Origin of the sequence: Pseudomonas sp. 86_A (assembly GCF_017491705.1) — a bacterium.
Taxonomy (GTDB): Bacteria; Pseudomonadota; Gammaproteobacteria; order Pseudomonadales; family Pseudomonadaceae; genus Aquipseudomonas; species Aquipseudomonas koreensis.
In genome coordinates this window covers 69,204-91,184 of the sequence record NZ_JAFGYS010000012.1, presented here as the reverse complement: position 1 = coordinate 91,184, position 21,981 = coordinate 69,204, and the positions used below count along the sequence as shown (strand labels likewise).

Here is a 21,981-nt window from a genome sequence, read left to right as displayed (position 1 = left end):
TCGCTTTCGGAGCCTGTTCATGACCTTCAAATACCTCGTTGCGAGCCTCGCCATCGGCCTGAACACCAGCGCTTTCGCCAGCCCTGACCTGCCGCGGCACGCCGACCTCGATCTGAAAACCGCGCGCCTGCTGGCCGACTCGGCGCTGAACAACTGCAGCGGCACAGTCTCGGTGCTCGACCGTGGCGGCAACCTGCTGGTGACCCTGCGCGGCGATGGCATCGGCCCGCACAACACCGCCGCCAGCCAGCGCAAAGCGTACACCGCGCTGTCGACGAAAACCCCGACCCGGCTGTTCGCCGAACGCGCCCGCAGCAACCCGGACACCGCCAACCTCAACACCCTCGATGAGCTGCTGTTGCTTGGCGGCGGCATCCCGTTGTTCGCCGGCACTGAGCTGGTCGGCGCCATGGGCGTGGCCGGCTCCGGCGGCGGTGAACAAGACGAAAGCTGTGCCATCAAGGCCGCCGAAAAGGCCGGCCTGACCCTCACCCGTTCCCAATAAGGAGACTGACCATGACCACCCTGCGCATGACCTTCGCCGCACTCGGCCTGAGCGCCATTTCAAGCCTGGCGCTGGCCGCCGGCAACCCACTGAGCGTGCATGTGCTCAATCTGGAAAACGGCCTGCCGTCGCCCGGAATCAACGTCACCCTGGAAAAACACGTCGGCCAGAACTGGCAGCCGCTGGCTCAGGGCACCACCAACGAACAGGGGCGCATCGCCGAACTGTTCCCGGCCAAACAGCCGTTCGAGGCGGGCGAATACCGGGTGGTGTTCAAGACCGGCGAGTATTTCGAGAAGGCCAAGCGTGAGACGTTTTTCCCGGAGATTCCGGTGATTTTCCAGGTGAAGCAGACTGACCAGCACTACCACATCCCGCTGCTGCTCAGCCCTTATGGTTTCTCGACCTATCGCGGTTCCTGAATCAACACAGACCAAAAAATGTGGGAGCGAGCCTGCTCGCGAAGGCGTCGGTTCAGTCGACATCACCGTTGAATGACCCACCGCTTTCGCGAGCAGGCTCGCTCCCACAGGGGGTCTCAGGTGCCCGTCAAATTGTGGCCAGCGCCCGCAATCGAACGGCATCAAGAATTTCGATCTCGCCGTACCCCAACCCGATAATCCCCTGCCCCTGCAAATCCTTGAGGATCTGATTGGTGGTCTGGCGCGACAGCGACAGCATCGACGCCAGCTGTTCCTGTGGCAATTGCAGCACCCGCCGCGGCGGGTCGAGTTCGCCGTAGCCCTCGGCGATCATCAGCAAGCGATGCGCCAGGCGCGCCGGGGCCGGCAGCAGGCTCAACTGTTCGAGGTTGATGAACGTCAGGCGCAGTTTGTGGCTCATCAGCAATGCCAGATGGCGCCAGTACACCGGTTGTTCATCGAGAATTTTCAGCAACGTGGCCTGCGGAATATTCAGCAAGGTGCACGGCCCGACCGCATAAGCGTCATGGGTGCGCGGCTGGCCGTCGAACAGGCAGATTTCGCCGAACCAGTGCGGCGCTTCCACCAGGCTCAGCAACGCCTCCTTGCCCTGCTCGCTCACCGCGCCGATACGGATCGCGCCGTCGAGCACTGCGTACAAACCGCACGGTGCATCGCCGCGTTGAAACAGCCGCTGCCCCGCCGTCAGCCGCCGCTCCCGGGCCGCCGCCAGCAGACTATCCTGAAAGGATGCCGGCAGATGACTGAACCATTGCCCGGTCATCAGCCGTGAACGCTTATCCATGAACACTCCCAATTGTCGCCTGCCTGACAGAGCGAACGCCGAACCCGGGGCATGCTGCTCTCACCCTACAGGAGGAACAACAATGAAAAGCCTCGTCGATCACTTGAGTCAATACGCCGCCTACCACCGCGACCCGCGCAACATCGCCAGCCACTTTATCGGCATTCCGCTGATCGTGGTGGCCGTGGCAGTGTTGTTGTCGCGGCCGCAATGGGCGCTGGGCGGGTTGTGGCTATCGCCGGCGGTGCTGCTGGCGCTGGCCTCGGCGTGGTTTTACCTGCGCCTGGAACTGAAGCTGGGTGTTCTGATGACACTGCTGATGGGCCTGTCGGTCTGGGCCGGGCATGCGCTGGCGCAGCAGAGCACCATGGTCTGGCTCAGCAGCGGGCTGGCGATGTTCGTGATCGGCTGGGTGATCCAGTTTGTCGGGCACCACTATGAAGGGCGCAAACCGGCGTTTGTCGATGACGTGAGCGGGTTGATTGTCGGGCCGTTGTTTGTCGTGGCCGAGTTGGCGTTCCTGCTCGGGATGCGCCATGAGTTGAAAGAGCAGATCGAGGCGCGGGCGGGGGTGGTGCGGGTCAATCCGAATGGCAAAGCGGCGGCTTAGGCCGCTTTAAAAGATCGCAGCCTGCGGCAGCTCCTACAGGGGAAACGCATTCCAATGCAGGAGCTGCCGCAGGCTGCGATCTTTTGATTTTAGAGGCTGGCGACTTTCTGCCAGACCTTCGGTTTGAAGAACAGCGTTTCACCCTTGGCCAGACCGATCAGGCTGTCGTGGTCTTTCACCACTTCGGCCTCGATCAGATCCGTTTGCCCCTCCACCTTCAACGTCACTCGCGTGGTCGCGCCCAACGGGCGGATATCGCGCACTTCAGCGGCGTGGTGATCTTCCAGTTCATGTTTGGACAACGACACTTCGTGCGGGCGGAACAGCACGTGGTTGTCGTCGCTGAGCAGCAAGCGGTTCGAGTCGCCGAGGAAGTGATAAACGAAATCGCTGGCCGGGTTTTCGTAGACGTCGCCCGGGGAGCCGATCTGCTCGATCACGCCCTTGTTCATCACCACGATGCGGTCGGCGACTTCCATCGCTTCTTCCTGGTCGTGGGTCACGAACACCGAGGTCAGGTTGATGTCTTCGTGCAGGCGCGCCAGCCAGCGGCGCAGTTCTTTACGCACTTTGGCGTCGAGGGCGCCGAACGGCTCATCGAGCAGCAGCACCTTCGGCTCCACCGCCAACGCGCGGGCCAGGGCGATACGCTGACGCTGGCCGCCGGACAACTGCTCCGGGTAGCGATCCGACAGCCAGTCCAGTTGCACCATGTTCAGCAGTTCGTGGACCTTGGTCGCGATCTGGCTTTCGCTCGGGCGCTGGTTTTTCGGTTTCATGCGCAGGCCGAACGCGACGTTGTCGAACACCGTCATGTGGCGGAACAGCGCGTAGTGCTGGAACACGAAACCGACGTTGCGATCACGCACGTCGTGGCCGGAGACGTCTTCGCCGTGGAATACGATGCTGCCCTGATCCGGGGTTTCCAGGCCGGCGATAATCCGCAGCAACGTGGTCTTGCCGCAGCCGGACGGGCCGAGCAACGCCACCAGCTCACCGCTGTGGATATCCAGGCTGATGTTGTCCAGCGCCTTGAACGCATTGAAATTCTTGCTGACGTTACGCACTTCGATCGACATGAATTATTCCTCCGCGGCGCTGGCGCGCAGGCGGTTGATACGGTTTTCGCTCCACTGCTTGAGCAGCAGGATGAAGAGCGCCAGGATCAGCAACAGACTCGCCACGGCGAACGCGGCCACGTGGTTGTATTCGTTGTAGAGGATCTCGACGTGCAGCGGCAAGGTGTTGGTCACCCCGCGAATGTGCCCGGAGACCACCGACACCGCACCGAACTCACCCATGGCCCGCGCGGTACACAACACCACGCCATAGATCAGGCCCCACTTGATGTTGGGGACGGTGACGTGCCAGAACATCTGCCAGCCATTGGCGCCAAGCAGCCGCGCGGCTTCCTCTTCCTGGGTGCCTTGTTCCTGCATCAGCGGGATCAGCTCACGGGCCACGAACGGCACGGTGACGAAAATCGTCGCCAGCACGATGCCCGGCAGGGCGAAGACGATCTGGATGTCGTGATCCTGCAGCCACGGTCCGAACAGGCCCTGGGCGCCGAACATCAACACGTAGACCAGACCTGCGATCACCGGCGATACCGAGAACGGCAGGTCGATCAGCGTCACCAGCATGCTCTTGCCACGGAACGAATATTTGCTCACGCACCACGCGGCGCTGACCCCGAACACCAGGTTCAGCGGCACCGAAATCAGCACCGCGATCACCGTCAGTTTCAGCGCCGACAGCGCATCCGGTTCAAAGATCGCGGTGAAGAATGCGCCGAGACCGTTCTTCAGGCCCTGAGACACCACGATGAACAGCGGCAACACCAGAAACAGGAAAAAGATCAGCCAGCCAAGACCGATCAGAATGCGCCGCGATGTGGCACTGCCACGGCGCGCAGCGTTGGCCGAGGACGCGGCCGCAATAGACGATTGGGACATGGTTCGCGCCTCCTTATGGGGTTTCGATGCGCCGCTGCAGCAAGTTGATCAGCAGCAACAGGACGAAGGAAACCACCAGCATCAGCACGCCGATGGAGGTGGCGCCGGTGTAATCGTATTGGTCGAGCTTGACCATGATCAGCAGTGGCAGGATCTCGGTTTTCATCGGCATGTTGCCGGCAATGAAAATCACCGAACCGTACTCGCCGACGCCCCGGGCGAAGGCCAGGGCAAAACCGGTCAGCCAGGCAGGCAACAATGCCGGCAGCAGGATATGGCGGAACACCTGCAAAGGTTTCGCACCGAGGCAGGCGGCCGCTTCTTCGACTTCACGCGGGATATCGGCCAGCACCGGTTGCACCGTGCGCACCACGAACGGCAGGGTCACGAAGGTCAGCGCGAGGGTGATGCCCAACGGCGTGTAGGCAATCTTGAAACCGAGGTCGGCGGCGAACTGTCCGACCAGGCCGGTCGGGGTGTACAGCGCAGTCAGGGCGATACCGGCAACGGCTGTCGGCAGGGCAAATGGCAGATCGATCATCGCGTCGATCACCTTGCGCCCGGGGAAGGTGTAGCGCACCAGCACCCACGCCAGCAGCGTACCGATGATGCCGTTGATGATCGCGGCACACAGTGCGGTGCCGAAGCTCAGCTTCAGAGCGGCCAGCACGCGGGGGGCGGAGATGATCGTCCAGAACTGATCCCAGGTGAGTTGGGCGGCGTGGACGAACATCGCCGCCAGCGGGATAAGCACAATCAGGCTGAGGTACACCAAGGTGTAACCCAGCGTCAGCCCGAAGCCGGGTATGACGGGGGAGATACGACGCGACATAAAAGTCCTTGGTTAAAAAGCATTCCGCTGAACGCATCAATGTGGGAGCAAGCCCTGTGGTGAGGGGATTTATCCCCGACCGACTGCGAAGCAGTCGCAAAACCAGAGTTCGCGGTAGATTTGATTCACCGCAAAAGTCGGCATTGGGGCTGCTGCGCAACCCATCGGGGATGAATCCCCTCACCACAAAAGCTCACTCCCACATCTCAAGTGCCTGAACTTCAGGCTCATTGTGATTCAGATTACTGCGCCTGATAGATCTGGTCGAACACGCCACCGTCATTGAAGAATTTCGGCTGCGCGGATTTCCAGCCGCCGAAGTCCTTGTCGATGGTCACCAGTTCCAGTTTCGGGAACTGCTGGGCGTACTTCGCCGCCACGTCCTTGTCACGCGGGCGGTAGAAGTTCTTCGCGGCGATCTCCTGACCGGCCGGGCTGTACAGGTGCTTCAGATAGGCTTCGGCGATCTGCTCGTTGCCCTTCTTCTCGGCGTTCTTGTCGACCACGGCCACCGGTGGCTCGGCGAGGATCGACAGCGACGGCACGACGATTTCGAACTTGTCGGCGCCGCCATCTTCTTTCAGCGCCAGGAATGCTTCGTTTTCCCAGGCCAGCAACACGTCACCCTGACCGTTGTTGACGAAGGTGATGGTCGAACCACGGGCGCCGGTGTCCAGCACGGGCACATGCTTGAACAGGGTCTGTACGTATTCTTTGGCTTTTTCTTCGCTGCCGCCGTTGGCTTTCAGGCCATAGGCCCACGCGGCGAGGAAGTTCCAGCGCGCACCGCCGGAGGTTTTCGGATTCGGGGTGATGACCGAGACGTCGTTCTTGACCAGGTCGCCCCAGTCCTTGATGCCTTTCGGGTTGCCCTTGCGCACCAGGAACACGATGGTCGAGGTGTACGGGGTGCTGGCGTCCGGCAGACGCTTCTGCCAGTCGGCTGGCAGGGTCTTGCCGAGCTTGGCGATTTCGTCGATGTCACCGGCCAGCGCCAGGGTCACGACGTCGGCACGCAGACCATCGATCACCGCGCGGCCCTGCTTGCCCGATCCGCCGTGGGACTGCTGGATTTTCACGCTGTCGCCGGCGTGGTCCTTCTGCCAGAACTTGATGAATTCAGCGTTGTAGTCCTGATACAGCTCGCGCGTCGGGTCGTACGATACGTTGAGCAGTTCGTAATCCTTGGCAACCGCGGAACCGGCAAACACAGCGCTGGCCAGGGCGGCCAAAGCGTAACGGCGAATCGACGACATGGTGAAAGCTCCTGGAATTCTGGGTGGTGGCTTTTTCTTATGTGTGGCAGGAATCGGGTTGCTCATTCAAAGATCGCCGCCTTCGGCAGCTCCTACACACAGCCCCCTGTAGGAGCTGCCGCAGGCTGCGATCTTTTGATCTTCAACTCAGCCCGGTTGCTTACCCGGCTGCTGCAAACGGAATTTCTCTTTGCGTTCGATCTGCACGACCTGAGCGTTGTGCACAGTGATCTCCACCGCGCCAAATCGCAGATCGCGCAGAGCGCTCTGGATTTCACGCAAAATGGTGGTTTCGTCCTGACCGTCAACGCTGCGAAGGGATGCGCTCATGGTGCTGCTCCTTTGAATGGGATATGCCTGGCAGTGGGCGACACTGCGTTCGGCGTGGGAGCAATATAAGAGAGGCACAGATATTCTTAAAAAGACTATTTAAGAATTTTTATATAACTGGAAAACATTATCTGACGGGGCAAGGGTTTGCGCGGTGTTCCCGCTACGAAAGAACACCGCCCCCCCTGTGGCGAGGGAGATTGCTCCCGCTCAAGTGCGAAGCACTCGCCGTTTTTTTTGGGCCTGCTAAGCAGTCCAGCGGGAGCAAGCTCCCTCGCCACAGGATCGGATTCAGCCGATAAACGGCGCCCGCGCCCAATCAATCTCCCCCGCCGGCACCGGCCGCCCAAACCAGTAACCCTGGCCCAGATCACATGCCTGCTCCAGCAGAAACGCCGCCTGCTCGGCCTGCTCGATGCCCTCGGCGTGGACCTGCATGCCCATGCTGCGGGCCAGCGCGATGATCACTCGAACGATCGCCACATCGTCCTCGTCCAAGGGGAGCCCGGCGACAAAGCCTTGATCGATCTTGAGCTTCTGCACCGGCAGGCGCTTGAGCCGCAGCAGTGACGAATAGCCGGTGCCGAAATCGTCGATGGCCAGGCGAATGCCCAGTTCGCGCAAACGATGCATCTGCTCCAGTGCCACTTCCGGGTCGTCCATCACCGCGCTTTCGGTGACTTCCAGTTCCAGATAGGCCGGGTTCAGCCCGGTTTCGTGCAGCACCTGCGCCACCTGCTGGTACAGCTCGCGCCGGGCGAACAGCCGCGACGATACGTTCACCGCGACGAACGACAGCCCAATCCCGGCCTGCTGCCATTGGCACATCTGCGAACACGCCTGGCGCATCACCCAGGCGTCGATTTCGGCAATCAGCCCGGTACGCTCGGCAATCGGAATGAATTCCGCCGGCGACACCAGCCCCCGCTGCGGATGCTGCCAGCGCACCAGCGCTTCGACACCGATCAGGCGACGGGTTTTGAGGTCGTGCACCGCTTGATAGAAAACCCGCAGCTCCTGCTGCTCCAGGGCGCGGCGCAGTTCGAAAGCGATCTCGACCCGTCGCTGCGCATGGGCGGTCAGTTCTTCGGTGTACAACGCATAACCGTTGCGCCCGCTGCTCTTGGCCTTGAACAGCGCGGCGTCGGCATTGCGCAGCAGTTGATCGGCACTCAATGCATCACTGGGGAACAGGCTGATGCCGATACTGGCGTTGATGAACAGCTCATGCTGGTCGATGCGGACCGGGTCCTTCAGCGCATCGAGAATGCGCTGCGCCAGCGCCGCCGCCTGGACCGGTTGTGGACAACTTTCCGCCAGCACCGCGAACTCATCACCGCCAAGCCGCGCCAGGGTAATCCCGGGGCCGAACAGGTCCTGCAGGCGCGCCGCCACCGCCTTGAGCAAGCGATCGCCGACGTTGTGGCCGAGGCTGTCGTTGATCATTTTGAAGTGATCCAGGTCGATCATCAGCAAGGCGCAGCCGCGTTTGTGCAACTGCGCCGACGCCAGCGCCTGCTCGGCGCGGTCGCTGAACAACAGGCGATTGGGCAGATCGGTCAGCGGGTCGTGGTGGGCGAGGTGCTTGAGTTCGTGTTCGGAGTCCTTGATTGCACTGATGTCGGAAAACACCGCCACGTAGTGACTGAGCCGCCCCTGATCATCGTGAATCACGCGGATGGTTTGCCACTGTGGATAAATCTCACCGCTCTTGCGCCGGTTCCAGATTTCCCCGCTCCACTCGCCGTGGGCCTGCAGCGTGGCGAACATCGCCTGATAGAAGCCCGGCGGATGGTGGCCGGACTTGAACAGACTCGGCTGATGGCCGAGGACTTCTTCGTACTGGTAGCCGGTGATCTCCATGAACGCGCGGTTGACGTGCACGATCAGGCCTTCACGGTTGGTGACCAGCACCCCTTCGCGTGTACAGTCGAAAACCGCGGCAGCCTGGCGCAGGCGCTCACGGTCAGCCTGACGCTCGCGCAACCGCGCACCGATGCCGAGAAACTCACACAAACGCAGGCGCGCCAGAAAGATCAGCCCGGTACTCAGCGCCGCCCAGACGTAACCGTTGATCAGTTGCCATCGCTGCAGATCGACAGACTGATCAAAGAAACTGTTCAATAAGTAACCAGTGCCCTGCAGCCAGACGACAGCAAGCACCAGGTAAAGCAGCGCTGCACGCAAGGCATCGCGGTAAGTGGCAGGCATTCGGCTGTCCATGTCCCTACAAAAAAGGTTGGAATTATAGGTCAAGAAACATCCAGCGACTCTTATCTGAAAGGGCGACTGGTTTTATCTGTGTGCTTGGTGATAATGCAACGGCTGTTTTTTTCTTTTTCGAGGGCCCTATAGCCTATGTGGTACGAAGGTTTTCTTGGCTTGTCGGCCTGGTCACTGGTCGCAGTCACCCTGCTGATGACCCACGTGACAATTGTCGCCGTCACCGTCTATCTGCACCGTTACTCGGCCCATCGCTCGCTTGAGCTGAATGCCGGCCTGAAACACTTTTTCCGCTTCTGGCTGTGGCTGACCACGGCACAGAACACCCGCGAGTGGACGGCCATCCACCGTAAACATCACGCCAAATGCGAAACCGAAGATGACCCGCACAGCCCGGTCGTCAAGGGCTTGTCCACCGTACTGCGCAAAGGCGCCGAGCTGTACCGCGCCGAAGCCGAGAACCCGGAGACCCTGCGCATCTACGGCAAGAACTGCCCCGAAGACTGGATCGAGCGCAATCTCTACAGCCGCTATCCGTTGCTGGGCGTGGCGATCATGGGCGTCATCGACCTGCTGCTGTTCGGCACCATCGGCATCACCATCTGGGCGATCCAGATGATGTGGATCCCGGTCTGGGCTGCCGGCGTGGTCAACGGTCTGGGCCATGCCATCGGCTACCGCAACTTCGAATGCCGCGACGCGGCGACCAATCTGGTGCCGTGGGGCATCCTGATCGGCGGCGAAGAACTGCACAACAACCATCACACCTACCCCAACTCGGCCAAGCTGTCGGTGAAGAAGTGGGAGTTCGACCTGGGCTGGGCGTGGATCAAGGTCTTCAGCTTTCTCGGTCTTGCCAAGGTGCAGCGGGTGGCGCCGATCGCCCATCGCGTCGAAGGCAAGGGCCATCTGGACATGGACACCGCCATGGCGATCCTCAACAACCGCTTCCAGATCATGGCACAGTACCGAAAATTGGTGATCGCCCCGCTGGTCAAGCAGGAGCTGGACAAGGTCGATCATTCGGTACGCCATCAATTCCATCGGGCCAAACGCCTGCTATCGCGGGAAACCAGCCTGCTGGAAGACCGTCATCACTTGCGCATCCAGAACATGCTCGAGCACAGCCAGGCGCTGAAGGTAATTTACGAAAAACGTCTGGCCCTGCAGCAGATCTGGGTCAAGACCAGCGCAAATGGTCACGACATGCTCGCCGCCATCAAGGAATGGGTGCACGAGGCCGAGGCCAGCGGCATCCAGTCCCTGCGTGAATTCGCCGACCAGTTGAAAACCTACTCGTTGCGTCCTGCCGCAGCCTGACGGGCAGCAAGGAATCCCCTGTGGCGAGGGGATTCATCCCCGATCGGTAGCGAAGCTGGCGCACATTTGACGACGCGTTCTCATTGCTGAAACGCGTCACCCCTACCGCCCGGCGGGAGCAAGCTCCCCTGCCACAAATGCGCGGAACTTAGCACCGAAAGCCCTATCTCAAAGACACTTCGCCACCCCGGCGGGCTGTACTGTGGCCGTTGTCGAAATCGCGGCACACCCTTGAGATATGTGCCGATGGTCAACAACAATCAAAAAGACTCATCCCTTGCGCAGTGGCCCGAGGCCGCGCAAACGCTGATGGCGCTGATGCACGCCCAAGGCGAAGTCGCCCGGCTGAGCGAGCGCGAACAGCTGTTCAGCTCACTGCTGGTGAGCGTTAACGCCGTGCTATGGGCGTTCAACTGGGAAACCCGTCAGGTGCTGTACGTCAGCCCCGCTTACGAACGGATTTTCGGGCGCTCCGCAGGACTCTTGCTCGCCGACCACCACCAGTGGCGCGACAGCATCTACCCCGACGACCTGGATTACGCCGAGCGCAGCCTTGCCGAAGTGCTGCACAAGGGCGCGGTGGAAGACCGTGAATATCGGATCATCGCCGCCGACGGCCAGGTGCGCTGGCTCAGCGACAAATGCTTCATCAACCGTCAGGACGAGCCCGGGCAACCGGTGATCATTGTCGGCATCGCCGAGGACATCACCGACAAGAAACAGATGGAAACCGAGCTGCATCGCCTGGCGACCACCGATGTTCTGACCCAGAGCAGCAACCGTCGGCACTTCTTCGAATGCGCCCATCGCGAGTTCGAAGAGGCGCGCCTGCAAGGTGCGCCACTGGCCTTCCTGCTGCTGGACATTGATGACTTCAAGCTGATCAACGACAGCTACGGTCATCAGGAGGGCGACAACGTATTGCAGCGGATCGCCGACTGCGGACGCAGTTCGTTACGCCGGGGCGATTTGTTCGGACGTATTGGCGGAGAAGAGTTCGCCGCGGTGTTCCCCGGTTGCGCACCGGACATGGCGATGCAAGTGGCCGAGCGGCTGCAACAGGAGATTCAGCGCCTGAGGTTCAGCCATGACGGGCAGACGTTCGGCATCACCGTGAGCCAGGGCCTGACCAGCCTCACGGATGGCGACGACAGCCTCGACAGCCTGTTCGCCCGGGCGGATGCGGCGATGTATGAGGCCAAGCGGCAGGGCAAGAACCGGATCATTTCTGCCTGAACTGTATCTCAGCGACACAGAGATCCATTGTAGGAGGTTTGCGCAAGTCAGGTTACTTGCGCATCCGCATCAACTCCGGCAGCCCGATCTTCAGCAGCCGCGCCGTGCGACTCTTGGCCAACTCCTCAATGCCCTCATGCTCGGTCAGGCGGGCCATCTGCGCCGCCATGTTCATCACCAGCGCTTCACGGGAGTAAACCCCACCCCCGAGCTGGTAGACCGCAGCAATCAACTCGCGCAACTCCAGTGGCAAGCGCCAGCGGGTGCGCAACGCCGAACCGTAGGCCGCGCCAAACTCGGCCAGCGCATCGCCCACCTCCTCCCATTCATCCAGTTCGCCGCCAGCCTGTTTCCATTCCTGCAAACAGCGCAGCAACGCCAGATCGCCGAGGCGATGCAACATGCCGGCGCAATAGCAGCGTTCCTGATCCAGATCGAGCAGGCGCGCCAGGGTGCGGGCGTATTCGGCGGTGTGCAGCGACAACCCCCAGTAGCGCTCGGCGTAGTCCGCCAGGCACGGGTCGCTGAGTCTGGCACTGCGCTTGAGTGCCAGGCCGAGGATCAGGTTCATGCTCTGCCCGGTGCCGAGCCGCTGCAGGGCCTGGCCCAGGGTCTGCACCGCCGCGCCATGATGCTGCGCCGCGCTGTTGGCTGCCGCGATCAGCACGGCGGTGATCTGTGGATCGGTGCGGATTTCTTCTTCCAGCAGCTTCAGATCAAGGCCGTGCGGGTTCAGGCTGCGTTTCACCGCCACCTGCACATCTGTCATCAACGGTGCACCGTCGGCCTGCTCGCGGCGGCGCTCAAGAAACACCGACAAGGTCATGCCCGGCGCCAGGGCCGGCACTTCGCAAAACACCTCTTCGCCCGCATTGAGCAGCAAGCCCTGCAAACGCTCGGTCAGGCTTTCCATGTTCAATGGTTTGGTCAGGTAGGCCGTGGGGGCCAGCGGCAGCGCTTCACGCACGCTGGCGCTGTCGTTGCGGCTGCTCATCAGGATGAACGGCAGCGGCGGATTACGTTTGCGCTGCCGCACGTTGCGCAGCACGCTCAAGCCATCGATGCCGGGCAACTCCCAATCGACGATCGCCAGGTCATACGGTACTTCGCTGAGCAGCGACAGGGCTTGCTGACCATCGGCACACAGGTCCACACGAGCATCGCAACGCACGTTCAGCAACACTTGTTTGAGCAGGTCCCGGGACCACGGATCGGCCTCGGCAATCAGCACTCGGGGTACGGCGGGTAAATCAACGGCAGTCATGCGCGCTCTCCCTTGCAATGCCTGAACCTTAGCCAATGCTGGCCATTCGATACAGCGCAAAAGCGTTTGACGTGTCTCAGGGCCGTAAAAAAACCCGCCGAAGCGGGTTTTTGTCTAGCCGATCACACAGCGCCGGGGCTTACAGCTCCGAGAAGCACTCTTCGATGATCGCCAGACCTTTGTCCAGTTGCTCGTCCGGCGAGGTCAGCGGTACGAGTACGCGCAGAACGTTGCCGTAGGTGCCGCAGGACAGCAGGATCAGGCCCTTGTCACGCGCCTTGGCCACGACAGCCGCAACGGCGGTCGGGTTTGGCTTGTGGCTGTCGCCGTTTTCGAACAGCTCGACCGCGATCATCGCGCCCAGGGCACGCACTTCACCGATTACCGGGTACTTGGCCTGGATAGCCTTCAGACCGGTTACCAGACGCTCGCCGACGGCCTTGCAGCGGTCCAGCAATTGCTCTTCTTCGAACACTTCCATCACGGCCAGGGCCGCAGCGCAAGCGATCGGGCTGCCGGCGTAGGTGCCGCCGAGGCCGCCTGGGGCAATGGCGTCCATGTATTCGGCCTTGCCGCAGACACCGGCCAGCGGGAAGCCGCCCGCGATGGATTTGGCGAAGGTGGTCAGGTCGGCAGCAACGCCCATCTGCTCCATGGCGAAGAAGGTGCCGGTACGGCCAGCGCCGGTTTGTACTTCGTCAGCGATCAGCAGGATGCCGTGCTGGTCGCACAGGGCGCGCAGACGCTTCATGAATTCTTTCGGCGCGACGTAGAAACCACCTTCGCCCTGCACAGGCTCGATGATGATCGCAGCGATGTCTTTCGGCTCGGCGTCGTTCTTGAAGATGCGTTCGATGGAAGCGATCGAGTCGTCGATGCTCACGCCGTGCAGTTCGTTAGGGTACAGCGCGCGGAAGATGCCGCCTGGCATCAGGCCCATGCCGGCCGAGTAAGGCACGACCTTACCGGTCAGACCCAGGGTCATCATGGTGCGACCGTGGTACGCGCCGGTGAAGGCGATCACGCCGGCACGGCCAGTGGCGGCACGGGCGATTTTCACGGCGTTTTCCACGGCTTCGGAACCGGTGGTGACCAGCAGGGTTTTCTTGGCGAAATCACCTGGCACCTTGGCGTTGATCTTTTCGCACAGCTCAACGTACGGCTCGTAGGCCAGCACCTGGAAGCAGGTGTGGGTCAGCTTGTTCAGCTGTTCGGTCACGGCCGCGATGATTTTCGGGTGCACGTGGCCGGTGTTCAGCACAGCGATACCGCCGGCGAAGTCGATGAACTCGCGACCTTCAACGTCAGTCACGGTAGCGTTCTTCGCCGATTCGGCGAAGATCGGGTGAATCTGGCCAACACCACGTGGTACAGCAGCGGTACGGCGGGCCATCAGTTCAGCGTTAGTCTTGCTCATTACAGTCCTCATTCACCGCTCATCGGGCGGCGTGGTTCAAGGATTACGCGGGAGGAATCGGCGGTGGCAGCATGCGATGATCGACTGCCACGGCGTTCCCGGCCGCAGAGAAAATTCCGTTTTGAAACGACGCAAAGGGACAGCGCTCTCGTGCCCTTTGCGTTTGCAGCGTTCTCTTGCCGGGCTTAGATGCCCAGGCAGAGGTATTTGATTTCCAGGTAATCTTCGATGCCGTACTTGGAGCCTTCACGGCCCAGGCCCGACGCCTTGATGCCGCCGAACGGCGCGACTTCGTTGGAGATCAGCCCGGTGTTGACGCCAACCATGCCGTATTCCAAGGCTTCAGCCACACGGAACACACGGCCCAGGTCACGAGCGTAGAAGTAGGAGGCCAGACCGAACTCGGTGTCGTTGGACATCGCGATCACTTCGGCTTCGTCTTTGAAGCGGAACAGTGGGGCCAGCGGGCCGAAGGTTTCTTCCTTGGCGACAGCCGCGTCTTTCGGCACGTTGGTCAGGATGGTCGGCTCGAAGAAGTTGCCTTCCATCGGCTTGCCACCGGCCAGCACGGTAGCGCCTTTGGCCACGGCGTCAGCGATGTGTTCCTGGACCTTGGCCACGGCTTTTTCGTCGATCAGCGGGCCAGTGGTGGTGCCTTCTTCCAGACCGTTGCCGATCTTCAGCTTGGCCACCGCGACTTTCAGCTTCTCGGCGAACGCGTCGTAGACCGAATCCTGAATGTACAGGCGGTTGGCGCAGACGCAGGTCTGACCGTTGTTGCGGTATTTGGAGATGATCGCGCCTTCGACGGCCTTATCCAGGTCCGCGTCGTCGAACACGATGAACGGCGCGTTGCCGCCCAGTTCCAGCGAGACTTTCTTGATGTCCTTGGCGCATTCCGACATCAGTTGACGACCGATTTCGGTCGAACCGGTGAAGGACAGTTTGCGCACGATCGGGTTGCTGGTCAGCTCGCTGCCGATGTCGCCGGCGCTGCCGGAGACCACGCTGAACACGCCTTTCGGGATGCCGGCACGCTGGGCCAGTTCAGCCAGGGCAAACGCGGAAAATGGGGTTTGCGACGCCGGCTTGAGCACCATGGTGCAACCGGCGGCCAGCGCAGGGCCGGCTTTACGGGTGATCATTGCTGCCGGGAAGTTCCACGGGGTGATCGCTGCGGTCACGCCGATCGGCTGCTTGATCACGATCAGGCGCTTGTCTGGCTGGTGGCCCGGAATAACGTCACCGTAGATGCGCTTGGCTTCTTCGGCGAACCATTCGATGAACGAAGCGGCGTAAACGATTTCGCCCTTGGCTTCGGCCAGCGGCTTGCCCTGCTCGAGGGTCATCAGGCGCGCGAGGTCGTCCTGGTTCTCGATCATCAGTTCGAACCAGCGACGCAGCTTGCCTGCACGCTCCTTGGCGGTCAGTGCACGCCAGGCCGGCAGCGCTTTGTCAGCGGCTTCGATCGCGCGTCGGGTTTCGGCAGCGCCCATTTTCGGCACGGTGCCGAGGATTTCGCCGGTGGCCGGGTTGTTGACCTTGATCGTCTGACCGTTGTCCGCATCGACCCAAGCGCCATCAATGAAGGCTTGCTGGCGGAACAACTGGGTGTCTTTAAGCTGCATGTCGGCTTTCCTTAACAGCACCGCGGCCTGCGCGGAGCAAAATTATGATTCTAGAAAGGCGCCTCGCAAGGCTGCCGTCAGGGAAATCAGAGACCGGATGAGGCGCATCAATCGTGCACGATTCGAAACACGTGCGGCTCAGCACCCGATCAAAGAGCGTTTGAAATCTCAAACGGATCGTAGGAGCAAAGGGGTTAAAGGACAATAGGTCGTTCGAAAAAAAGAACAAAAACCCTGTGTTTGCTGGATTTTTCAGATCAACGAGCAAAAAATCCCCGGCCGCAGCGAAACCATAGATCAGCCCGGCAAAAGCGCCAAGCGAGGGTTTTGCAGAACGTTACCGCTTTAAGGAATACAGCGTTCCAGCACCGACACGCGCCCTGACAAAACCCGCCAAAACCCAGCATGGACGCCCCGAGCCGACCTAGGTATGATGTCGCCCGCTGCACCAGTAGCTCAGCTGGATAGAGTACTGCCCTCCGAAGGCAGGGGTCGTGGGTTCGAATCCCGCCTGGTGCACCACTGATTTAAACGAGAAAGCCCCGGACTGTCATGGTCCGGGGCTTTTTTGTGGGCGCTTCCCGCCCCGCGGCGAGCGTCACTCCGTCGTCCAGTCAAACTCGTCGTAATCGTCGTCATCCTCTTCGTCCCCAACCTCCTCAAAAACCTCGTCTTCTTCCACGACGTCTTCTTCCGACTGGTTCAGCAGAAACTCCTTGCGAGCTTCGGTAATCGCGCGCCGTATCTCCCCACCCTTTTCCGGGCAGTTGAGGAGTTGGGCGATGCGGTCGATTTTTGGTGCCACGGGTGTTCTCCAGCGTTCAGCCATGGCCCGATAGTGCGCGTTTTTGCCGGGCAATGCCAAATGGCTGGGCGAACAGGCGGTCAATTTTGGCGGATTTGTTCCAGTCGCCGGTCGAGGTCCACGCCGGGGTAGCGTTTGTGCAGGTTGTTGTAGAGCGCATCCGCGGCTTGCGACTGGCCGGACTCGCGCAGGCGCAGCACTTCACGCAGTTGCGTATCGAGGCCATTGGCCGGGGCGGCGGCGCGTTTGCTGACTTTGGCTTGGTCGGCGCTGATCGCGTCGCTTTGCATCGGTGCCGCCATTTCCATCATCGGGGCCGGCGCCGGCATGGCGTCAGCGGGGGCCGCCAGCGACTGCGCTTCGGCGGCTTGTTTGCGCGCCAGTGGTGCGGCGGGTTTGGCGGCCGGGGCGAAGTCGAATCGAGGTTGCGGCTCCTCCGGTGCACGTTGTACCAGCGACAGCATCAGGGCCACGCCGACCAGGCTGGCGAATGCGACCTGCCAACGCGGTTTCTGGCAGGCCTGCCACCAGCGTTGCCACAGGCTTGGCTTGGGTGCCGGGGCTGCGCGGCGGGCAGTGGTGAGAATCAGCGCATCGACGTGCTCGGGCGGTTCGCCGGTGTGTAGCTCGCGGTAATGCTTGAGCAGTTGTTCTTCGGGTGTCTGGCGGGCGTCAGTCATGTCAGTACCTCCTCGGCCAGCAGCCGACGCAGTTTTTGCTGGGCGTAGCGCAAGCGGCTCTTGACGGTTTCCAGCGGTGTTTCGGTGAGGCTGGCGATTTGCGCCAGGTCGAGGTCGCCGTGGGCGCGCAGCAGGAACACTTCGCGTTGATCGGCAGGCAGGGTTTGCAGGGCGCTTTCCAGGCGCTGACTGTCGCGGCTGAGGCTCAGCAGTTGTTCGGGATCGTTGGTCTCGTCGCCAACCGCATGCAGCTGTTCGTCGTAGCTGTCGTGCAGCGGCTGATGAGCACCGTGTTTGCGCCAGTGATCGATCAGACGATTGCGCGCAATCTGGAACAGCCACGTACGAAACGTCGCTCGCCCCTGTAGCTGACTGGCGCTACGGATCAGGCTCAGCCAAGTGTCCTGGAACACCTCGTCAGCCAGTTCCGGCTTGCCGCTCAATCCCAGCAGAAAGCGATACAAACCCTGCCGATGGCGCGCGTACAGAATCTCGAACGCCGCGCTGTCGCCCTCGCGATAACGGGCCAGCAGCGATTCGTCGCTGCTGGCCTCAAGGCTGTCGGCGGAGGCAAACAGCTGTGTGATGAAGCCTTTGAGGCGGCTCACTATTCAATCCGTCGCTCAGTGGGCATCGCATTCGATGCGGTTGAGGTGCGCAGGCTCTGCGCCAGTTCCACCAGTTGCACGAACTCGCTGCGCAAGCCGAAACGGTCCTCGCCGCGCGCACCACGGGCCAGCGCTTCGGTGTCTTTCAGGCTGAAATCGCCGGTGTAGCGAGCGTCCTTGAGCTGCTGGGAAAACGCCGCGACCGCTGCGGCAAAACGCAGATCTTCGCTGGCCGGTACAACCTGACTGGTAATCGGCCGCTCGATCAGCCGACTTTTCCCACCTTCAGGCTGTTGATAACGCACACGCAGCATCGCCATTTCCCCGTCCTTCGCCGACACCGGCGCTTGCGATTTACCGTAGCGCAGCGGTTCCAGCCAGCCCTTCTCGCCTGCCGGAACAATTTCATACAGCGCGGTCACCGTGTGTCCTGCGCCGACTTCACCGGCATCGACTTTGTCATTGCTGAAATCCTCACGCTTCAAGGCGCGGTTTTCGTAGCCGAGCAGGCGATATTCACTGACCTGCGCCGGGTTGAATTCCACCTGCAATTTGACGTTTTTCGCCACCACCGCCAAGGTCGAACCGAGTTGATCCACCAGCACTTTGCGCGCCTCGCGCAGGTTGTCGATATAGGCGTAGTTGCCGTCACCGGCGTCGGCCAGTTGCTCCATCAGGTGTTCATTGTAGTTATCCACACCGAAACCCAGGGTGGTCAGGGAAATCCCGGTCTTGCGTTTATCCACAGCCATTTGCTTGAGGCTGTCGAAGTCGCTGACGCCGACGTTGAAGTCACCGTCAGTGGCCAGCAGGATGCGGTTGATGCCGTTGGGGATGAACGCTTGCTGCGCCATTTGATAGGCCAGTTCGATGCCCGACGCGCCAGCCGTTGAACCGCCGGCGGTCAATTGCTCGATGGCGCTGCGAATCCTGGCCTTTTCCCGGCCGGACGTTGGCTCCAGCACGACGCGGGATTCACCGGCATACACCACCAGCGACACCCGGTCCTGCTCGCGCAACTGATCGACCAATAGTTTCAGCGTGCTTTTGACCAGCGGCAGCCCTTCGCGGCGGTCCATCGAACCGGACACATCCACCAGAAACACCAGATTCGCCGGAGCCAGTTCCGCCACGCTACGGTCGGAGGCCTTGATGCCGATGCGCAGCAGGCGCGTGTGCGGATTCCACGGGGTGGCGGCCAATTCGGTGGTTACGCCGAACGGTGAACCATCGCTGGGCAGCGTGTAGTGGTAGGGAAAGTAATTGACCATTTCCTCCAGACGCACCGCGCCTTCCGGCGGCAGACGCCCCTGATTGAGCAGGCGTCGGACGTTGGCGTAGGCGCCGGTGTCGACGTCGGCGCTGAAGGTCGAGACCGGGGCTTCAGCGACGCTGTGGATCGGGTTGTCGGCCAGTGCCTGATACTGCTCGCGCTGTTCGTCGCGGTAGCCCTGTGGATAACTGTCCGGGGCCGGCATTGCGGCGAAACTGGCGATCGGCGCTGCACGCGCGCTGCGCTTGGCCATGGTGTCATCGGCCCTGAGCGCTTCATGCTGAATCGAAGCTTGCGGCTGGGCGGGCGCCGGGACGGCAGCCGACTCCGGATCGGAAGACACGCCGCAACCGGCGACGGCCAACAACACACCGACCGCAACAGGTCGCAGGAAAGGCAGAGAACGGGACATGGGGGCTGACCTCGGGATGAAAGTGATCCATTCATCCTCTGAGACGGGCAGCCCCTTCAGTTCGGGTTAAACGCCGCCGAATTATTTTCAGCGGTGATAACGCCGCACCACGCTGCTGTTACGCAGTACGTGGCCTTTGATCTTGTCCATCAGTTCGGCGCGGGTGAGGCCGGCGGGCAAGGCGTCCGGGGCCAGGTCGAGGGCGTAGATCTGGATGATGTAGTGGTGGGCGCTGTCGCCAACCGGTGGGCATGGCCCGATGTAATGTGTGGTGCCCTTGCTGTTGGTGCCGCCCACGCCTTCGAGGTTGGATTTGGCGCCGACACCGGCCGGAATCTGCCGGGTGGTGGCCTTGATGCCGTAGTGAATCCAGTGATCAACACCCGCGCCTTTCTGGCCGTCCGGGTCGTGCATGACGATCGCGTAGCTCTGCGTGGCGCTGGGGCCAGCGTTCCAGGCCAGGGCCGGCGACTGGTTCTTGCCACCGCAACCGGCTGCATCACTCGCTGCGGCCGAGGTGAACAGGCGGTTGTCCGAGACACCGGGGATGTCGAGGGTAAAGCGCTCGGCCGCCTGCGCCGGAAACTGCACGCAAAGGGCGACGGCAACGGCCGCCAGCCAAGGGTTGAGAGAGGTCAATCGGGTCATTCCGGGAGTACCTTGTGCAGTTGGGCCTTCGTCGGCCTGCAAACTATAGCTGTACCGTTCGTGCCATGGCAGTGGCAATTGGCTGAACCTCGCATTGCTGCACAAACTCGTAAGAGAAATACCCGCGAGGAAGTCGAACATGTCCCTGCACCGTGTCGCCCGTTTCGCCGATGTCCCTGAAGACCGTGGCCTGCAGGTCGAAATCGGCGACTGCAAGATTGTCCTGCTGCGCACAAACGGCCAGCTACGGGCCTTCCAGGGCGAATGCCCACACGCCGGCGCGCCGCTGGCGGACGGCGCGCTGTGTCACGGACGCCTGATCTGCCCGTGGCACAAGGCTGCGTTTCGCGCCGAGGACGGCGCGCTGTGCGAACCGCCGGCCCTCGACAGCCTCAAGCGTTATCCACTGGAGTTACGGGGCGATGAGGTGTGGGTTGATGATCAGCCGTTGCCGGATGCGCACACGCCGCCAGCAGATGATCCGCGCACGTTCGTGATTGTCGGCGCAGGTGCAGCCGGCACGGCGTGTGCGGCGGCACTGCGGGAGAAAGGTTTTGGTGGCCGCATCGTGATGATCGACCGTGAAGCGGATGCCGGTTACGACCGTACGGTACTGAGCAAATTTGTCCTCGCCGGCGAAATGACCGCGCAGGAAACCCCGCCGCTGCGCGATGAAGATTTTTATAAAGAGCAGCGTATCGAACGCCAACAAGGCGAAATCACCGCCCTCGACGCTTCGGCAAAAACCCTGCATTTGCACGACGGCCAATCCCTGCGCTACGACGCGGCAGTGCTCGCCACCGGCGGCGAGCCCAACCCGCTGCAACTGCCCGGCGCCGATCTGCCGCAAGTGTTTGTCCTGCGCTCGAAAGCCCAGGCCGAACAGATCATGCGCGCGGCCAGCCCCGAGCAACGTGCGGTCATCATAGGCGACAGCTTCATCGCCCTCGAATGTGCCTCGGCGCTGCGCCAGTTCGGCCTCGACGTCACGGTCATCGCCCGCCACGCCATCCCGTTCGCCGCGCAATTCGGCGAAGCCGTGGGCAAGGTGATCCGTGCGCTGCATGAACAACACGGAGTGAAATTCATCACCGACCACGAAGCCCGGGAAATCACCGGCGACGGCAACGTAGAGGCGGTGTTGCTGGACAATGGTTTGCGCCTGTCGGCAGACCTGGTGCTGGCGGGGGTCGGGGTACACCCGGCCACCGAGGCTTTCGCGTCGCTGCCCCGGGAGAAAGACCAGTCGCTGCGTGTCGACGCCAGTCTGCGCGTCGCTGATGGCCTGTGGGCGATTGGCGATATCGCCACGTTCATCCTCAACGGCCAGCCGCAACGCATCGAACACTGGCGCCTGGCCCAACAGCATGCGCGCATCGCCGCCGCCAACATGCTGGGCGCGGACGAGCATTATCTGGATGTGCCGTTTTTCTGGACTTGGCATTTCGGCAGGAACTACGACTATCTCGGCCATGCCGAGCATTGGGATCAAATCGAGTTCATCGGCGAGCCTGAACATCCGCCTTTCCTTGGGCTGTTTGGCAGGAACGGCAGGGTTGTAGCGGCGGTGGCGTGTGAGAGGGAGCGGGAGATGGCAATGCTCGCCGAACGGATGAAACAGCCGCTGGCGATGGAAGAAGCGTGGAAGCTGATTCGCGATTAGTCATCGACTCGTGTAGGAGCTGCCGCAGGCTGCGATCTTTTGATTTTGATTTTAAAGATCAAAAGATCGCAGCCTTCGGCAGCTCCTAC

Annotated in this window: 21 protein-coding genes, 1 tRNA gene and 1 pseudogene; 8 read left to right on the top strand and 15 right to left on the bottom strand. The window is 61.5% G+C overall.

Annotation, left to right across the window (positions count from 1 at the left end; all coding sequences use genetic code 11):
* Window positions 1-19 precede the first annotated feature (19 nt).
* The 3 genes and pseudogenes from J5M57_RS19085 to J5M57_RS29135 form a co-directional block, all read left to right on the top strand.
* Window positions 20-505, top strand: a complete 486-nt coding sequence (locus J5M57_RS19085) for a heme-binding protein (RefSeq protein ID WP_207849360.1) — start codon at window positions 20-22, stop codon at window positions 503-505.
* 11 nt (window positions 506-516) lie between these two features.
* Window positions 517-927, top strand: a complete 411-nt coding sequence (gene uraH, locus J5M57_RS19080) for a hydroxyisourate hydrolase (protein WP_064585432.1) — start codon at window positions 517-519, stop codon at window positions 925-927.
* Window positions 924-1,049 (top strand): annotated as a pseudogene (locus J5M57_RS29135) (metal ABC transporter ATP-binding protein); the annotation flags it as partial. The gene uraH and the pseudogene J5M57_RS29135, both read left to right, overlap by 4 nt.
* Before the next feature lie 5 nt (window positions 1,050-1,054).
* On the opposite strand, the gene J5M57_RS19075 reads toward J5M57_RS29135, so the two are convergent.
* Window positions 1,055-1,732, bottom strand: a complete 678-nt coding sequence (locus tag J5M57_RS19075) for a Crp/Fnr family transcriptional regulator (protein ID WP_207849359.1) — start codon at window positions 1,730-1,732, stop codon at window positions 1,055-1,057.
* An 82-nt stretch (window positions 1,733-1,814) separates the two neighbouring features.
* Between J5M57_RS19075 and J5M57_RS19070 the strand changes: the two genes are divergently transcribed.
* Window positions 1,815-2,342, top strand: coding sequence for an Mpo1-like protein (locus tag J5M57_RS19070; protein WP_064585430.1), 528 nt, complete (start codon window positions 1,815-1,817; stop codon window positions 2,340-2,342).
* Between the two features lie 89 nt (window positions 2,343-2,431).
* Here J5M57_RS19070 and J5M57_RS19065 read toward each other — a convergent pair whose 3' ends face one another.
* From J5M57_RS19065 to dibA, 6 genes are all read right to left on the bottom strand, one after another.
* Window positions 2,432-3,421 (bottom strand): sulfate ABC transporter ATP-binding protein, encoded by a 990-nt coding sequence (locus J5M57_RS19065; protein ID WP_207849358.1) that lies wholly within the window; start codon window positions 3,419-3,421, stop codon window positions 2,432-2,434.
* A 3-nt stretch (window positions 3,422-3,424) separates the two neighbouring features.
* Window positions 3,425-4,297, bottom strand: a complete 873-nt coding sequence (gene cysW, locus J5M57_RS19060; protein WP_007952817.1) for a sulfate ABC transporter permease subunit CysW — start codon at window positions 4,295-4,297, stop codon at window positions 3,425-3,427.
* Window positions 4,298-4,310: 13 nt separating this feature from the next.
* Complete coding sequence (gene cysT, locus J5M57_RS19055; RefSeq protein ID WP_007952818.1) at window positions 4,311-5,129, bottom strand: sulfate ABC transporter permease subunit CysT; 819 nt, start codon at window positions 5,127-5,129, stop codon at window positions 4,311-4,313.
* A gap of 242 nt (window positions 5,130-5,371) precedes the next feature.
* Entirely contained in the window at window positions 5,372-6,385 is a 1,014-nt protein-coding gene (locus J5M57_RS19050; protein ID WP_064585429.1) for a sulfate ABC transporter substrate-binding protein, read from the bottom strand.
* A gap of 147 nt (window positions 6,386-6,532) precedes the next feature.
* Entirely contained in the window at window positions 6,533-6,715 is a 183-nt protein-coding gene (gene oscA / locus J5M57_RS19045) for a sulfur starvation response protein OscA (RefSeq protein ID WP_034151822.1), read from the bottom strand.
* Window positions 6,716-7,006: 291 nt separating this feature from the next.
* Entirely contained in the window at window positions 7,007-8,926 is a 1,920-nt protein-coding gene (gene dibA / locus J5M57_RS19040; protein WP_207849357.1) for a phosphodiesterase DibA, read from the bottom strand.
* Between the two features lie 147 nt (window positions 8,927-9,073).
* Between dibA and desA the strand changes: the two genes are divergently transcribed.
* Together desA and J5M57_RS19030 are read left to right on the top strand one after the other, a co-directional pair.
* Window positions 9,074-10,258 carry a delta-9 fatty acid desaturase DesA gene (gene desA, locus J5M57_RS19035; protein ID WP_207849356.1) on the top strand — a complete coding sequence of 395 codons (1,185 nt, stop codon included), beginning with the start codon at window positions 9,074-9,076 and terminating at the stop codon, window positions 10,256-10,258.
* 246 nt (window positions 10,259-10,504) lie between these two features.
* A complete protein-coding gene (locus J5M57_RS19030; protein WP_064585426.1) occupies window positions 10,505-11,494 on the top strand; it encodes a sensor domain-containing diguanylate cyclase in 990 nt (329 codons plus the stop codon).
* Between the two features lie 52 nt (window positions 11,495-11,546).
* Here the strand turns inward: J5M57_RS19030 and J5M57_RS19025 are convergent, their stop codons facing one another.
* The 3 genes from J5M57_RS19025 to gabD all read right to left on the bottom strand — a co-directional run bounded on the left by J5M57_RS19025 (window position 11,547) and on the right by gabD (window position 15,803).
* Window positions 11,547-12,758, bottom strand: a complete 1,212-nt coding sequence (locus J5M57_RS19025) for a response regulator (protein ID WP_064585425.1) — start codon at window positions 12,756-12,758, stop codon at window positions 11,547-11,549.
* Between the two features lie 139 nt (window positions 12,759-12,897).
* Window positions 12,898-14,175 carry a 4-aminobutyrate--2-oxoglutarate transaminase gene (gene gabT / locus J5M57_RS19020; RefSeq protein WP_003220503.1) on the bottom strand — a complete coding sequence of 426 codons (1,278 nt, stop codon included), beginning with the start codon at window positions 14,173-14,175 and terminating at the stop codon, window positions 12,898-12,900.
* A 185-nt stretch (window positions 14,176-14,360) separates the two neighbouring features.
* Complete coding sequence (gene gabD / locus J5M57_RS19015; RefSeq protein ID WP_007963502.1) at window positions 14,361-15,803, bottom strand: NADP-dependent succinate-semialdehyde dehydrogenase; 1,443 nt, start codon at window positions 15,801-15,803, stop codon at window positions 14,361-14,363.
* A gap of 445 nt (window positions 15,804-16,248) precedes the next feature.
* Here gabD and J5M57_RS19010 point away from each other — a divergent pair.
* Window positions 16,249-16,325: transfer RNA gene (locus tag J5M57_RS19010), tRNA-Arg, on the top strand.
* A gap of 76 nt (window positions 16,326-16,401) precedes the next feature.
* On the opposite strand, the gene J5M57_RS19005 is transcribed toward J5M57_RS19010, so the two are convergent.
* The 5 genes from J5M57_RS19005 to J5M57_RS18985 form a co-directional block, all read right to left on the bottom strand.
* Window positions 16,402-16,668, bottom strand: coding sequence for a hypothetical protein (locus J5M57_RS19005; RefSeq protein WP_243435246.1), 267 nt, complete (start codon window positions 16,666-16,668; stop codon window positions 16,402-16,404).
* A 20-nt stretch (window positions 16,669-16,688) separates the two neighbouring features.
* Window positions 16,689-17,288, bottom strand: a complete 600-nt coding sequence (locus tag J5M57_RS19000) for a hypothetical protein (protein ID WP_169842711.1) — start codon at window positions 17,286-17,288, stop codon at window positions 16,689-16,691.
* Window positions 17,285-17,866: an RNA polymerase sigma factor gene (locus J5M57_RS18995; protein WP_243435245.1), complete on the bottom strand. Its 582-nt coding sequence runs from the start codon at window positions 17,864-17,866 to the stop codon at window positions 17,285-17,287. The genes J5M57_RS19000 and J5M57_RS18995 overlap by 4 nt, the downstream gene beginning before the upstream one ends.
* A 29-nt stretch (window positions 17,867-17,895) precedes the next feature.
* Window positions 17,896-19,581 carry a VWA domain-containing protein gene (locus J5M57_RS18990; RefSeq protein WP_207849354.1) on the bottom strand — a complete coding sequence of 562 codons (1,686 nt, stop codon included), beginning with the start codon at window positions 19,579-19,581 and terminating at the stop codon, window positions 17,896-17,898.
* A gap of 87 nt (window positions 19,582-19,668) precedes the next feature.
* Entirely contained in the window at window positions 19,669-20,229 is a 561-nt protein-coding gene (locus J5M57_RS18985; protein WP_169842714.1) for a YbhB/YbcL family Raf kinase inhibitor-like protein, read from the bottom strand.
* A gap of 139 nt (window positions 20,230-20,368) precedes the next feature.
* On the opposite strand from J5M57_RS18985, the gene J5M57_RS18980 reads away from it, so the two are divergent.
* Window positions 20,369-21,892: an FAD-dependent oxidoreductase gene (locus J5M57_RS18980; RefSeq protein ID WP_207849353.1), complete on the top strand. Its 1,524-nt coding sequence runs from the start codon at window positions 20,369-20,371 to the stop codon at window positions 21,890-21,892.
* The last annotated feature ends 89 nt before the right edge of the window (window positions 21,893-21,981 follow it).

Excerpts from the sequence above, each read along its gene's own strand:
- J5M57_RS19000 (WP_169842711.1), bottom strand. The coding sequence starts at position 17,288 with ATGACTGACGCCCGCCAGACACCCGAAGAACAACTGCTCAAGCATTAC.
- dibA (WP_207849357.1), bottom strand. The coding sequence starts at position 8,926 with ATGCCTGCCACTTACCGCGATGCCTTGCGTGCAGCGCTGCTTTACCTG.
- J5M57_RS18980 (WP_207849353.1), top strand. The coding sequence starts at position 20,369 with ATGTCCCTGCACCGTGTCGCCCGTTTCGCCGATGTCCCTGAAGACCGT.
- J5M57_RS19050 (WP_064585429.1), bottom strand. The coding sequence starts at position 6,385 with ATGTCGTCGATTCGCCGTTACGCTTTGGCCGCCCTGGCCAGCGCTGTG.
- J5M57_RS19025 (WP_064585425.1), bottom strand. The coding sequence starts at position 12,758 with ATGACTGCCGTTGATTTACCCGCCGTACCCCGAGTGCTGATTGCCGAG.
- uraH (WP_064585432.1), top strand. The coding sequence starts at position 517 with ATGACCACCCTGCGCATGACCTTCGCCGCACTCGGCCTGAGCGCCATT.
- oscA (WP_034151822.1), bottom strand. The coding sequence starts at position 6,715 with ATGAGCGCATCCCTTCGCAGCGTTGACGGTCAGGACGAAACCACCATT.
- J5M57_RS19075 (WP_207849359.1), bottom strand. The coding sequence starts at position 1,732 with ATGGATAAGCGTTCACGGCTGATGACCGGGCAATGGTTCAGTCATCTG.
- J5M57_RS19085 (WP_207849360.1), top strand. The coding sequence starts at position 20 with ATGACCTTCAAATACCTCGTTGCGAGCCTCGCCATCGGCCTGAACACC.
- J5M57_RS19065 (WP_207849358.1), bottom strand. The coding sequence starts at position 3,421 with ATGTCGATCGAAGTGCGTAACGTCAGCAAGAATTTCAATGCGTTCAAG.
- cysT (WP_007952818.1), bottom strand. The coding sequence starts at position 5,129 with ATGTCGCGTCGTATCTCCCCCGTCATACCCGGCTTCGGGCTGACGCTG.
- J5M57_RS18990 (WP_207849354.1), bottom strand. The coding sequence starts at position 19,581 with ATGTCCCGTTCTCTGCCTTTCCTGCGACCTGTTGCGGTCGGTGTGTTG.
- gabT (WP_003220503.1), bottom strand. The coding sequence starts at position 14,175 with ATGAGCAAGACTAACGCTGAACTGATGGCCCGCCGTACCGCTGCTGTA.
- desA (WP_207849356.1), top strand. The coding sequence starts at position 9,074 with ATGTGGTACGAAGGTTTTCTTGGCTTGTCGGCCTGGTCACTGGTCGCA.
- J5M57_RS18985 (WP_169842714.1), bottom strand. The coding sequence starts at position 20,229 with ATGACCCGATTGACCTCTCTCAACCCTTGGCTGGCGGCCGTTGCCGTC.
- gabD (WP_007963502.1), bottom strand. The coding sequence starts at position 15,803 with ATGCAGCTTAAAGACACCCAGTTGTTCCGCCAGCAAGCCTTCATTGAT.
- J5M57_RS19070 (WP_064585430.1), top strand. The coding sequence starts at position 1,815 with ATGAAAAGCCTCGTCGATCACTTGAGTCAATACGCCGCCTACCACCGC.
- J5M57_RS19030 (WP_064585426.1), top strand. The coding sequence starts at position 10,505 with ATGGTCAACAACAATCAAAAAGACTCATCCCTTGCGCAGTGGCCCGAG.
- cysW (WP_007952817.1), bottom strand. The coding sequence starts at position 4,297 with ATGTCCCAATCGTCTATTGCGGCCGCGTCCTCGGCCAACGCTGCGCGC.